Raw genomic sequence first — 12,724 nt, 5'->3', positions numbered from 1 at the left:
ATTCATCTCAGCGCGCCGGGAACGGCGCGAACCGTGCCGACCCGAAGGTCCCCGCCGAGCACGGGCTGCGACGCGAGTTCGGCGAGTTCCTCGGTCCACTCGACCCCGATCCGGTGCAGCAACGCCGCGGTCAGCGGCAGCCGTGCCCGTTCGTGACCGTCGTCGATCTTGAGGGCGAAGGCAGTCCCGTCCGGGAGTGCGCCGGCGTGCACCCCGTCCGCACCCGCCTTGCACAGCAGGCCGGGAACCGCGGACATCAGCAGCTCGTCGTCCTTCCCGGTGCCCGAGAGCAGCCAGGGATGCTCGCGGACCGCGTCGGCGACCGTCCGCTCCGGACTGTCCGGGGCGGCCGCGACGAGCGCGGAGAACGACCGGGCGAGGGCGGTGAGCGACAGCGGCACGATCGGCAGGCCGCACCCGTCGATGCCGACCTCGTACTCGTCCTCCCCGGACAGGTCCGCGATCGTCGCCAGGACCTCCTGCTGCAGCGGATGCGTGGGGTCGAGGTAGGTGTCCGCGGGCCAGCCGCGGGCCGCGCACACGGCGAGCATCGCGGCGTGTTTGCCGGAACAGTTCATGAAGACCCGGCGCGGCCGCCCGGCGGCCGCCAGTACGCGTGCGCGGGCGCCCTCGTTCGCGGGCAGGTCCGCCGGGCACAGCAGCTGCCGCTCGGACAGCCCGACACGGGCGAGGAGGCCCAGCACCACGGCGACGTGTTCCGGTTCGCCCTCGTGGGAGGCGGCGGCGATGGCGACCTCGCGCCCGTCGGCCGGGGCGAACCCGTTGCGCAGCATCGCCACGACCTGGAGCGGCTTGTTCGCCGAGCGGGGGTAGATCGGGGTGTTCACCTCGCCGAGCGCGAGGCGGGTCTCACCGGCCGGGTCCAGGACGACCAGGGAACCGCGGTGCACACACTCGCGGAAGCCCGAGCGGACCACCTCGACCAGTTCGACGCTCAATACTCCACCTGCACCTTCAGCCCGGCGATCCGCCTGCGTGCCTTGTCTTCGACACTAGGCGACAGATCCGGCTGGCGCGCGAGCAACTCGGCCAGACCGGTGGGGTTGCGCCCGGTGAACAGGTCCCGCACCGTGACGCCGTGGTCGGGCAGGTGGACGACGGTGATCGGGTCGCCCGCGGACACCGGCCCGGGACGGGTCACCTTCAGGTAGGCGCCGGTGTCGCCGCGCTGCGCGAACCGTTTCACCCAGCCCGGCTCGCCCGACCACACCCCGAAGGTGCCGCACGGGGTCCGCGGCCCGGTGACCTCGAGTTCGAGGGTGTCGCCGATGCGCCACCGGGCGCCGATCACGGCGTCGCTCGTCTCGACGCCGTGCACCCGCAGGTTCTCGCCGAACCACCCGGCGGGCAGGTCGCGTCCGAGTTCGTCCGCCCAGCGCCGCGCCTCGTCCTCCTGATACGCGTACACCGCCTTGAACACCCCGCCGTGGTGCTCGGTGTCGCAGACGTGGTCGCCGGTCAGGCCGTGCACGCCGACGGCCACCTGGCCGGTGACGGCCCGCTTGTCGATCGCGGTCCGCGGCACCCGCCGGGTGCCGCTGTCGCGCTCGGCGTGGACGACGCAGACGGCGGTGACGCCGGCGGTCACCGGCCGCGCAACCGATCGACCGCGGCCCGGCCGGCCTGGTACTCGTCGTGGCGGGGCACGGAGTCGGGATCGATCGCGGCGGCGGTGCCGCCTGCCGCCAGCGGGGTGTCGGCGGGGACCGTCCGTTTCACCAGCGCCAGGGCGATCGGCCCGAGCTCGTGGTGATCGATCACGGTGCCGAGATGTCCGACGGCGCGGCCCTCGGCGGTGACGGTGTCGCCCGGTTCGGGGCGGGTGTCGGCGGACCCGTCGAGGTGCAGCAGCACCAGGTGTCGCGGCGGCTTGCCCAGGTTGTGCACCCGCGCGACGGTCTCCTGCCCGCGGTAGCAGCCCTTGTCCAGGTGCACCGCACCGTGCTCGGTGACCCCGCCGATCCAGCGGACCTCGTGCGGGATGGTGCGTTCGTCGGTGTCCAGCCCGAGGCGCGGGCGCAGCGCCGCGACCCGCAGCGCCTCGAACGCCCAGGTGCCCGCCGGTGTGGCACCGGCCTCCGTCAACGCCTGCCACCAGTGGGTCAGGCGGTCGCGGGGGACGACCAGGTCCCAGGCGTGCTCGCCGGGCCACGGCATGGTGCGCAGGAACCCGCCGCCGGGCAGCGCGACCGCGCCGTACACCGGGGGCAGTTCCGGAACGCCCAGCGCGGCCAGCAGCTTCGGACGGCGCACGTCAGGGCCGAGGAGGCTGAGCACGGCCATGTCGGGTGCGGCCTTCGGCTCGGCCTTCGCCCAGAACACCATCTTCTGCAGAAACGCGAGCAGGTCGGGGCCGTAGGGCGCCTCGGTGTCCACCCAGGTGACCTCGCCGAGGTCGGTCAGGACGAAGTGGTGCTCCACCCGGCCGTTGACGTCGAGGCTGAGGTTCTCCGCGCTGCCGCCGTCCGGGAGGTTCGCGACGTGCTGGCTGGAGATGGTGTGCAGCCAGGTCAGTCGTTCGGCGCCGGCGATGGAGAGCACGAAGCGGTGCGAGCGGTCCACGACGGCGGCGGTGCGTTCGGCGTTGCGTTGCTCGCGCAGCGGGTCGCCGTAGTGCCAGGCGACGCCGGCGTCGGGGGAGTCGTCCGGATTGGGAACGGCCCCGGGGGCGGTGAGCAGCGGACTCGGGTTGATGCGCACGGACTCGGACACGCTTCCAGTGTAGGAGTCGCGCGCGTGGTGCCCGGCTGTCGCGGTCCGCCGCCGTACTGTGGAGGCATGGCTGATCAGGTGCTGGTGACCTTGGACGGCGTGGTGCACGACCCGGAGGTTCCGCTCCTGCACGCCGACGACCTGGCCGCGGTGCGCGGCGATGGCGTCTTCGAGACGGTACTGGTTCGGGACGGTGTCGCCCGCACGGTCGAGCTGCACCTGGCGCGGCTCGCCAATTCGGCGGCGGCACTGGACCTGGCGCGGCCCGACCTCGATGCCTGGCGATCGGCGATCGCGGTGGCCGTCGCCGAGTGGGACGCCGAGCGTGAGGGTGCGATGCGGTTGGTGCTCAGCCGCGGCCGTGAGTCCGGCGGCGAGCCGACCGCGTACCTGACCATCGGACCGCTCGCGGATCGGGTGGAGTCCGCACGCCGTGACGGGATTTCGGTGTGCACGCTGGAGCGGGGATTTTCGGCGGATGTCGCCGCGGTGGCGCCGTGGCTGCTGCTCGGTGCGAAGACGCTGTCCTACGCGACGAACATGGCGGCCCTGCGGCACGCCCACTCCACCGGTTTCGACGACGTGATCTTCACCAGCAGTGAGGGTCTGGTGCTCGAGGGGCCGCGTTCCACGGTCCTGATCTCCCGGGGGCGCACGCTGATCACCCCGCCGGTCGAGCACGGCATTCTGCCGGGCACCACGCAGCAGGCGCTCTTCGAAGTGGCGGGCTCGCGCCGGTTCCGGTGCGAGACGGCGGCGCTGCGGCCGGTCGATCTGATTGCCGCGGACGGTATCTGGTTGCTGTCGAGCGTGACGCTCGCGGCGCGGGTGCACACGCTCGACGGGCTCACGCTCCCGGAGCCGGAGATCGCCGAGGAGCTGGCCGGGCTGGTCGATCTCGCTGTGGACACGGTCGGCGTCGAGGAGGACGCGGCGTGACGTCGTTGTGAGTCGCGGCACGGTTGCTACCGGAGAGTAGGCGAACGGGAGATTGTTTACTACTGTCCGTCGTAGACGAAGGGCTGCGGTCTGGTGCCGCGGGGGTTACCTTCTGAACCGGGACTTCTGGCGTCAGCCCACGTCCGAAATCCCGGCAAGCGAAGTCCCACGGGCCCTGTACCGGGAGTAGCCATGGACGCACTGGATGTCTCGCGATGGCAGTTCGGCATCACGACGGTCTACCACTTCATTCTCGTTCCGCTGACCATCGGTCTCGCACCGCTGATCGCGATCATGCAGACGATGTGGGTGGTCACGAAGAAGGACCACTGGTACCGGCTGACGAAATTCTTCGGGAAGCTCTTCCTGATCAACTTCGCCCTCGGCGTCGCGACCGGCATCGTGCAGGAGTTCCAGTTCGGCATGAACTGGAGCGAGTACTCCCGCTTCGTCGGTGACGTCTTCGGCGCCCCGCTCGCGCTCGAGGGCCTGGTGGCGTTCTTCCTGGAGTCCACCTTCCTCGGCCTCTGGATCTTCGGCTGGGGCCGCCTGCCGAAACTCGTTCACCTGGCCACCATCTGGCTGGTCGCGATCGGCGTGAACGCCTCCGCGTACTTCATCATCTCGGCCAACTCCTTCATGCAGCACCCGGTCGGGGCGATCTACAACGAGGAGACCGGCCGCGCCGAGCTGACCAGCATCTGGACGTTGCTCACCAACAACACTGCACTGGCAGCGTTCCCGCACGTCGTCGCCGGCGCGCTACTGACCGCGGCCACCTTCGTCGCCGGTATCGCGGGCTGGTGGATGGTCCGGAACATGCGCCGCAGCAAGACGGCCGCCCCGGCCGAAGCCGAGCGGATGGAGTCCGAGGCGCGCACCATGTTCCGGCCCGCCGCCCGGCTCGGCATGCTGGTCATGATCATCTCCGGCATCGGGCTGTTCATCACCGGCGACATCCAGGCCAAACTGATGTTCGAGCAGCAGCCGATGAAGATGGCATCCGCGGAATCGTTGTGCCATACCGAGACCGACCCGAAGTTCTCGATCCTCACCGTGGGCACCCACAACAACTGTGACGGCGTCACCCGTGTCCTCGAGGTGCCCTACGTCCTGCCGTTCCTCGCGGAGGGACAGTTCACCGGCGTCACCCTGCAGGGGGTCGAGGACCTGCAGGTGCAGTACGAGGAGCAGTTCGGTCCCGGCAACTACCGGCCCAACCTGTTCGTCACCTACTGGTCGTTCCGCGCGATGATCGGTCTCGCCGCCGGTTCCGCCGCCCTGGCGCTGGCCGGACTGTGGGTCACCCGCGGAGGCCGTGTCCCGGACCAGAAGTGGTACTCGTGGCTGAGCCTGATCGCGATCCCGACCCCGTTCCTCGCGAACAGTGCGGGCTGGATCTTCACCGAGATGGGCCGTCAGCCGTGGGTGGTGCACCCGAACCCCACCGGCGTCGACATGATTAGGCTGACCGTCGACCAGGGCGTCTCCAACCACGCACCGGCCACGGTGTGGACCTCGCTGATCGTGTTCACGCTCCTCTACGCGTCGCTCGGCGTGGTGTGGTTCTGGCTGATCCGCCGCTACACGATCGAGGGGCCGCTGCCGCACGACGCGCACCCACCGGGCGAAGGCCCCGAGCCGGATGACACCGGCAAGCCCGAGCAACTGTCGTTCGCGTACTAGGGAGAGCCGACATGGGACTTCAGGAACTCTGGTTCATCCTCATCGCGGTGCTGTTCGTCGGCTACTTCGTGCTGGAGGGTTTCGACTTCGGCGTCGGCATGCTGATGCCGGTCCTCGGCCGCAGCAAGAACGGGTCCGCCGACAACGACACCCGACGCCGTGTCGTGCTCAACACGATCGGCCCCGTCTGGGACGGCAACGAGGTGTGGCTGCTCACCGCCGGCGGCGCCCTGTTCGCCGCGTTCCCCGAGTGGTACGCGACGTTGTTCTCCGGCTTCTACCTGCCGCTGCTGCTGATCCTCGTGGCACTGATCGTGCGCGTCTGCGCGATCGAGTACCGCGGCAAGATCGACGACGCGACGTGGCGGTCGAGGTGGGACTGGGGCATCATCCTCGGCTCCTGGGTGCCGGCGATCCTGTGGGGCGTCGCGTTCGCGAACATCGTCCGCGGCGTCGCGATCGACGAGAACCGTCAGGTGGTCTCCGGGTTCTTCGACCTGCTCAACCCCTACGCACTGCTCGGCGGCGTCACCACCGCACTGGTCTTCGCGCTGCACGGCGCGGTGTTCATCGCACTCAAGACCGCGGACGAGGTCCGCGAGGACGCGGTGAAACTGGCGGCCCGGCTGTCGATCCCGGCGGTCGTCGTCGCCGGCGCGTTCGTGCTCTGGACCCAGCTGGCCTACGGCAAGGGCTGGACCTGGATCCTGGTCGGCATCGCGGCAGCCGCCCTGCTCGGGGTCGTGGGCCTGACCGCGGTCGCCCGCGAGGGCTGGGCGTTCGCGCTGACCTGCATCGCGGTGATCGCCACGGTGGCACTGCTGTTCGCCAGCCTGTACCCGAACGTGATGCCGTCGACGATCTCCGACGCGTACAGCCTCACCATCCACAACGCCTCGTCGAGCCCCTACACGCTCAAGGTGATGACCTGGGCGGCCGCGATCGTCACGCCGGTGGTGCTGATCTACCAGGGCTGGACGTACTGGGTGTTCCGGCAGCGGATCTCGACCAAGCACATCCCGCCGTCCATCGGGCTGCCGATCAGAACTCGCTAGATGACGATCGACACACCGGCCGCGCCTGCACCGACTTCCCCGTCTGGACCGGACACTCGCAGGCGCGGTCCGGTGGATCCACGGCTGTGGCGTTACTCGCGGTCCGCGCGCGGGTATCTGCTTCTGACGGTGGCACTGTCGCTGGTGATCGCCGCGGCGGTGATCGTCTCTGCGGTCATGATCGGCACCGTGCTGGCCGGGGTGATCACCGATCCCGGTGCCCGCACCGTCGGTCACTGGTCCGGGGAACTCGCCGTCCTCGCAGGCGCGGTGGTGGTGCGCACCCTGGCCACGTGGGTGCAGGCGCGCTACGCACACCGGTCCGCGTCCCGGGTGATCGGGGAGCTGCGGGGCGAGGTGCTCGCCGCGGCGACCGCACGCCCGCCGCGCGAGCTGGACCCTCTGCGGAACGAGACGGCGACCGTCCTCACCCGAGGCATCGAGGGCCTGCGCGCCTATCTGACCGGCTATCTGCCTGCGTTGCTGCTCGCGGTCACCGTCACCCCGCTGACACTGCTTGTCATCCTGTTCACCGACCTGACCTCGGCGGTGATCGTGGTGATCACCCTGCCGCTGATCCCGGTCTTCATGATCCTGATCGGCCTGCTCACCAAGGGCAAGGCGGCCGCATCGCTGCGGACCATGACCACACTGTCGGCGCAGCTGCTCGACCTGATCGCGGGACTGCCGACGCTGCGGGCCCTGGGACGCGAACGCGGACCGGCGGCTCGGGTACGCGAGCTTGGCGACGAGCACCGTCGCACCGCGATGGCCTCGCTGCGAATCGCTTTCCTGTCCTCGATGGTTCTCGAGCTCCTGGCGACGCTGTCGGTGGCGTTGATCGCCGTCAGCATCGGCCTGCGGCTGGTGTTCGGCGAGATGGGCCTGCGTGCCGGAGTGATCGCACTCGTGCTCGCGCCGGAGGTGTACCTGCCGCTGCGTACCGTCGGTGCGCAGTTCCACGCCGCCGAGGACGGAATGGCCGCCGCGGACAAGGCATTCGGTGTGCTGGACGACCGGGCGGATTCGACGGTGACGGGTGGAACGGCGGTACCGGCAGGCCCGGTCACGCTGCACGGTGTCGGAATGCGCAGCCGGGTCGGCTGGGCCCCGCGCGGTGTGGACCTGTCCGTCGAACCCGGGCGGGTGACCGCACTGACCGGGCCGAACGGAGCCGGGAAGTCGACCGTGCTGCAGGCGATCCTCGGGCTGGCCGACCCCGACGAGGGGCGGGTGCTGGTCGGCGGCACCGACGTCCGCGACCTCGACCTGCGTCGCTGGTGGCGGTCGGTGGCGTGGCTGCCGCAGCATCCCGTGCTGATCCCGGGCACCCTCCGCGAGAACCTGGACCTCACCGGGCCCGTCACCGTGGATCCTCAGGACCTCGAGAAGGCCTGCACCGCAACCGGATTCGACGAGGTGTTGCGCGAGCTCCCCGCCGGCTGGGAGACGGCGGTCGGGGTCGGCGGGACCGGGCTCTCGCTCGGCCAGCGGCAGCGCCTCGCGCTGACCCGGGTGCTGCTGACCGACAGCCCGCTCGTCCTGCTGGACGAACCGACCGCACACCTGGACCCGGAGACCGAACAGCGGGTCCTCGCGGCGATCCGCGGCCTGGCCGCGTCCGGGCGGGGCGTGCTGCTCATCGGGCACCGGGCGCCGGTCCTGGCGGCCGCGGACATCGTGGTCACGGTCGGGGCGTCGAAGTGAGCAGAGGTGTCGAAGTGAGTGGCGTCGAAGTGAGTGGCGCCGGGGTGGGCCGGGATCCGTTGCGGCGTGCGCTGCCCCTGCTTGAGCTGAGCCCGCGGCGGGTGGTGCTGGCGGTCGCGGCCGGTGTCGCGACCCTGGGCAGTGCGCTGGCCCTCGCCGCCCTGTCGGCCTGGTTGATCACCCGCGCCTGGCAGATGCCGCCGGTCCTCGACCTGACGGTGGCCGTTGTCGCCGTTCGGGCCCTGGGAATCTCGCGCGGGTTGTTCCGGTACCTGGAGCGCCTCGCCACCCACGACGCCGCGCTGCGCGGCACCGTGTCCGCACGGGAGAACCTCTACCGCCGGCTCGCCACCGGTGATCCGGCCGCGCCGGCCGGGTTGCGGCGCGGGGACCTGCTCGCCCGCACCGGCGCCGACGTCGATGCCCTCGGTGACGTGGTGATCCGCGCGCTCGTGCCGATGGCCGTTGCTCTGGTGCTGTCGGTGGCGGCGGTCGTCGGGTTGGCGCTGATCTCGCCCGCGGCGGCAATGGTGCTCGCGATCGCCCTCGTCGTTGCCGGGGTGCTGGCCCCGATGTTGTCGGCGCGGGCCGCCCGGATGGCCGAGACGGCCGGATCCGAGGCGACGGCGCGCTACTCGGAGACGGCGGTGCTCGCCCTCGACCACGCCGCCGAACTCCGAGTTGCGGGCCGCCTCGACGAGGTGGTCCGGCGGGCAGACGGATACGACGACGAGGCCGTGCGGGCCACCGACCGGGCCGCGGCGCCGTCCGCGTTCGCGGCCGCGGCGACGCCGCTCGCGGTCGGCGCGAGCGTGCTCGGTGCGCTCCTCATCGGCATCACCCTGTACGGGCCCGACGGTGGCACCGGGGGAGCGATGACCCCGATGGCCCTCGGCATCTTGGTGCTGCTGCCGTTGTCGGCGTTCGAGGCCACCGCGGCGCTGCCTACTGCCGCCGTGGCCCTGACCCGCGGCCGGGTGGCGTCCGCCCGGATCATGGACCTGCTGGACCGGTCCGGGGACGAAGCGGCGGCAGGCACAGCCGAGGTCCGGCCCCCGGTGCGGCTGCGGGCCTCCGGGTTGCGCTCCGGCTGGCCCGGTTCGGCGGGGTCGGACCGCCCGGTCGACCTGGATCTGCAGCCGGGATCGCGGACCGTGGTCGTCGGGCCGTCCGGGGCGGGGAAGACCACCCTGCTGATGACCCTGGCCGGGTTGCTGCCGCCGGTTGCAGGCACGGTGACGGTGAACGGCACCCCGATCGCCGACACGGACCCGCAGTTGCTGCGCCGGGAGGTCGGATTCTTCGCCGAGGACGCGCACCTGTTCGACACGTCGCTGCTGGAGAACCTGCGGGTGGCCCGCGGCGACCTCGACGAACAGCGGGCACTGGAGGTGCTCGACGCGGTCGGCCTGGGGGAGTGGGTGGCGACGCTGCCGGACGGTGTCCACACCGCACTGGAGGCGGGAGGTCGGTCCGTCTCGGGTGGTCAGCGCCGCCGGATCCTCCTGGCCCGGGCTCTGATCTCGCCTGCCCGGGTGCTGCTCCTCGACGAGCCGACCGAGCACCTCGACGCCGCCGCCGGGGCGGACGTCCTCCGTCGCCTGCTGGACCGCTCCGGTGGTCTGGTCGACCCGGGCCGCACCGTGGTCGTGGTGACCCACCACCTGCCCGCCGGCACCCGGGAGGACCGGGTCCTCGTGGTCGGGACGGGGCGTGATCGATTCGATACCGAATCAGAGGAGGTCGAAACCAACCGGTGACATGAATTGCGCCGAGAGGTCACGGCGGCCTGGCATAGTGGGCCGTCGCGTTGCTCGGTCACACGTCCATACGACTCTGGGAGTTGTTGATGGGTACGATGATTCGCAAGCTTGTCGCCGGCGCCGGGGTCACCCTCCTCGCGGTCGCCGTCTCGATCACGGGGGCCGCGGCCGTGTCCGCCCTCCCGGTGTACCCGGCCTCCGATCCCGACCCGTTCTTCAGCGCGCCACCGGATGTCGCCGAACACCAGCCCGGCGACGTCCTCAAGATCCGTCAGATGCCACCCAACCTGTACTTTCCGGGCAGTCAGGTGTGGGAATTGCTCTTCCGCACAACGGATTCCGAAGGCAAGCCGATCGCGGCGAACACGACGTTCCTGATGCCGCCGAACCACGTGCCGGACAGTCCGCTGGTGTCGTACCAGCACATCATCAACGCGCTCGGACACAAGTGCAAGATCGCGACCGAGCTGTACACCACCGACCCGCTCACCCAGATCCGAGAGGCGCCGGGCCTGAACATCGCGCTCGCCCGGGGCTGGGCGGTGGCGCTGCCCGACCACCTGGGGCCCCGAATGGCCTACGGGGCAGCGAAACTCGGTGGCCAGGTCACCCTCGACGGGATCCGTGCCGTCAAGAAGATCCCCGAACTGCAGGTGACGAACAGTCCCGTCGGGCTCGGCGGCTACTCCGGCGGCGGAATGGCGACATCGTGGGCGGCGGCGCTGGCCCCGACCTACGCCCCGGAGTTGAAGATCGTCGGCGCGGCCGAGGGTGGGGCGCCGATGAACATCGCGAAGATGGCGACCGCACTGGGCACGAACCCGCATCCGGCGTTCGGTCTGGCGATGGCCGCGGCACTCGGGCTCGAACGCGAGTACCCGGACCGGATGAACGTCACCGACCAGCTCAACGACAACGGCCGCTGGCTGCTGTCGATGATCAAGAACGGCTGCACCAACGAAATCATGTTCTGGGGAATCGGCCGCGCCGCCAGCCAGATGACCGACAACGTCAACTTCATGGACGACCCGTCCGCGTGGAAGGTGATGGAGGAGAACAGCCTCGAGCTGTACCCGGGCATTCCGACCGTTCCGATCTTCGAGTGGCACAGCCCGACCGACACCCTCGTGCCCGTCGACGCGATCGAGAACACAATGCGCCGGTACTGCGGGGCCGGAGTTCCGGTGCAGACGCTGCTGACCCCGAGCCCCGATCACCTGTCCGCCGCGGTGCTCGGCCTGCCGCAGGCGCTGGACTGGCTCGACGCCCGGTTCCGCGGCGACCCGGCCCCCTCGACCTGCTGAGTTCGCCACCCCAATAATCCGTTGCTCATGTTTCGGGACGGGCGTACGTTCGGCGGTACACGAGGAAGGAGGTGGTCTGAAGTTGAAGAACTACAGGACGCGTGAGGTGGCTGTCCGCTAGCCGACGATGCTGAAGGGTTTCACCAACCGCATCCGCGGCCGGCGAATCCCAGCAGTCACCCGGCCCCCGAGTCCCCGACCCAGTCCGGTCGGGATCCCACGACGACAAGCGTCCATCGTGGGACATGGCTCGGGGGTCGTTCTGCGTGTGGTGTCAGCCGATGTAGCGGGACAGGCGCGCGGAGAGGTGGGGCTTGAGGTCACCGTCGGCGAGGACGCGTTCCTCGACGTAGGCGAGGTCGCCGCCTTCGACGATGCCGTACAGCCGCTTCGCGCCGCCGACCACGGCGCCGTGCTTGCTGCGGATCACGACGTCGGTGGCGAGTTCCCAGCTCGACTGGGTCAGCGCGGTGCCGTAGTACAACTCCACGACGCCGGATGCGTGGGTGAGCAGCAGTTCGACGGTTTCCTCGTCGACGCTGCCGGGGATGCCGTCGCCACCGACCCGCCAGTATCCGCTCTCGCGCAGACCCGGCCGGACGTAGTTGCCGTCGGCGTCGAGCACCCACGACTGGGACTCCCAGTGCAGGTAGTTGCCGCCGTCGTGGGACACGACGATCTGCTGACCGAAGGGGTAGTCGCCGGTCTCGGGATCGTGCCCCTCGCCCTCACCGCGCCACACGCCGACCAGCGGCAGCACCGCGAGCAGCTCCGGGTTCAGTTCCGGGCCGAGTCGCAGGTTCGCGGTGTCCTCGGGCAGCGGCAGTCCGGGCAGGACCGGGATGTTCAGTCCGGCGGTGTCCTTGGCGCGTTCGATCGCGTCGGCCACGGCACGATCGCCGCTGCCTCGATTGATCGACGGAGCGGGGGACTCGTCCTGGGGGCCGGCGGTGTCGTCGGCACCGTCGCCGGGCTGGTTCACGACTTGTCGGTGACCAGTCGGTACACGACGTAGAGCGAGAACCAGGCAATGAGAATGGCTGCGAGAACCAGCAGCACCTCGAAGAAGATGACCACGAGGACAGTGTAGACGGAGGCCTCGGCGCCGGTGACGGCGGGATGCCGTCGCGCCGGACCGCCCAGCGGACGACGGCGGCCCCGCACCTACGTGAGGTGCGGGGCCGCGATGTGCAGTGGCGGCGGTGCCACTGGTGGCCGACGCCAGGTGTGCCTACTTGCTGACGGTGATGTCCACGTTGTGGATGCCGTTGGCCTCGGGGCTGATGGTGCTGTCGCCGTTGCCGGTGCTCGACAGGGCCCGCACGGTCCACGTGCCGGGCGCGGCGAAGAACCGGAAGTCGCCGGTGCCGGACGCCACGACCTCGGCGGTGAACTCACCGGTGCCGTCGAGCAGGCGGACGAACGCGCCGCCGACCGGCTGACCGTCCGCGGCCAGCACGCGGCCGGTGATCACGGTCTCCTTCGACGCGTCGACGCCGGCGGGCAGGGTCTGACCCTGAACAGGTGCTCCACACAT

The 12,724-nt window shown here is 70.4% G+C and carries 11 protein-coding genes; 6 read left to right on the top strand and 5 right to left on the bottom strand.

Annotated features, from left to right (window positions below):
- Positions 1 to 2: 2 nt before the first annotated feature.
- From ACWDUM_RS04665 to ygfZ, 3 genes are read right to left on the bottom strand one after another with little or no spacing between them, the layout of a single operon-like run.
- Complete coding sequence (locus ACWDUM_RS04665; protein ID WP_450133055.1) at positions 3 to 959, bottom strand: asparaginase; 957 nt, start codon at positions 957 to 959, stop codon at positions 3 to 5.
- Positions 956 to 1,609: an MOSC domain-containing protein gene (locus tag ACWDUM_RS04660; protein WP_450133054.1), complete on the bottom strand. Its 654-nt coding sequence runs from the start codon at positions 1,607 to 1,609 to the stop codon at positions 956 to 958. Before ACWDUM_RS04660 ends, ACWDUM_RS04665 begins: the two co-directional genes overlap by 4 nt.
- The gene (gene ygfZ, locus ACWDUM_RS04655; RefSeq protein ID WP_450133053.1) at positions 1,606 to 2,733 is read right to left on the bottom strand and encodes a CAF17-like 4Fe-4S cluster assembly/insertion protein YgfZ; all 1,128 of its coding nucleotides are present in this window, start codon (positions 2,731 to 2,733) and stop codon (positions 1,606 to 1,608) included. Before ygfZ ends, ACWDUM_RS04660 begins: the two co-directional genes overlap by 4 nt.
- Before the next feature lie 66 nt (positions 2,734 to 2,799).
- Here ygfZ and ACWDUM_RS04650 point away from each other — a divergent pair, with 66 nt between their 5' ends.
- The 6 genes from ACWDUM_RS04650 to ACWDUM_RS04625 all read left to right on the top strand — a co-directional run bounded on the left by ACWDUM_RS04650 (position 2,800) and on the right by ACWDUM_RS04625 (position 11,187).
- Positions 2,800 to 3,672: an aminodeoxychorismate lyase gene (locus tag ACWDUM_RS04650; RefSeq protein WP_450115350.1), complete on the top strand. Its 873-nt coding sequence runs from the start codon at positions 2,800 to 2,802 to the stop codon at positions 3,670 to 3,672.
- A 192-nt stretch (positions 3,673 to 3,864) separates the two neighbouring features.
- Complete coding sequence (locus tag ACWDUM_RS04645) at positions 3,865 to 5,358, top strand: cytochrome ubiquinol oxidase subunit I (protein ID WP_450133052.1); 1,494 nt, start codon at positions 3,865 to 3,867, stop codon at positions 5,356 to 5,358.
- An 11-nt stretch (positions 5,359 to 5,369) separates the two neighbouring features.
- Complete coding sequence (gene cydB / locus ACWDUM_RS04640) at positions 5,370 to 6,413, top strand: cytochrome d ubiquinol oxidase subunit II (protein WP_450133051.1); 1,044 nt, start codon at positions 5,370 to 5,372, stop codon at positions 6,411 to 6,413.
- Positions 6,414 to 8,120, top strand: a complete 1,707-nt coding sequence (cydD, locus tag ACWDUM_RS04635; RefSeq protein ID WP_450133050.1) for a thiol reductant ABC exporter subunit CydD — start codon at positions 6,414 to 6,416, stop codon at positions 8,118 to 8,120.
- Between the two features lie 44 nt (positions 8,121 to 8,164).
- Positions 8,165 to 9,880: a thiol reductant ABC exporter subunit CydC gene (cydC, locus tag ACWDUM_RS04630; protein WP_450133328.1), complete on the top strand. Its 1,716-nt coding sequence runs from the start codon at positions 8,165 to 8,167 to the stop codon at positions 9,878 to 9,880.
- 89 nt (positions 9,881 to 9,969) lie between these two features.
- Positions 9,970 to 11,187, top strand: a complete 1,218-nt coding sequence (locus ACWDUM_RS04625; protein WP_450133049.1) for a lipase family protein — start codon at positions 9,970 to 9,972, stop codon at positions 11,185 to 11,187.
- Between the two features lie 274 nt (positions 11,188 to 11,461).
- Here the strand turns inward: ACWDUM_RS04625 and ACWDUM_RS04620 are convergent, their stop codons facing one another.
- Together ACWDUM_RS04620 and ACWDUM_RS04615 are read right to left on the bottom strand one after the other, a co-directional pair.
- Positions 11,462 to 12,103, bottom strand: a complete 642-nt coding sequence (locus ACWDUM_RS04620) for an FABP family protein (protein ID WP_450115404.1) — start codon at positions 12,101 to 12,103, stop codon at positions 11,462 to 11,464.
- A gap of 315 nt (positions 12,104 to 12,418) precedes the next feature.
- The gene (locus ACWDUM_RS04615; RefSeq protein WP_050066476.1) at positions 12,419 to 12,724 is read right to left on the bottom strand and encodes a DUF1416 domain-containing protein; all 306 of its coding nucleotides are present in this window, start codon (positions 12,722 to 12,724) and stop codon (positions 12,419 to 12,421) included.

The organism is Rhodococcus sp. NPDC003322 (assembly GCF_053589555.1).
The sequence above is the reverse complement of the archived record's forward strand: the minus strand, read 5'-3'. Positions and strand labels throughout refer to the sequence as shown.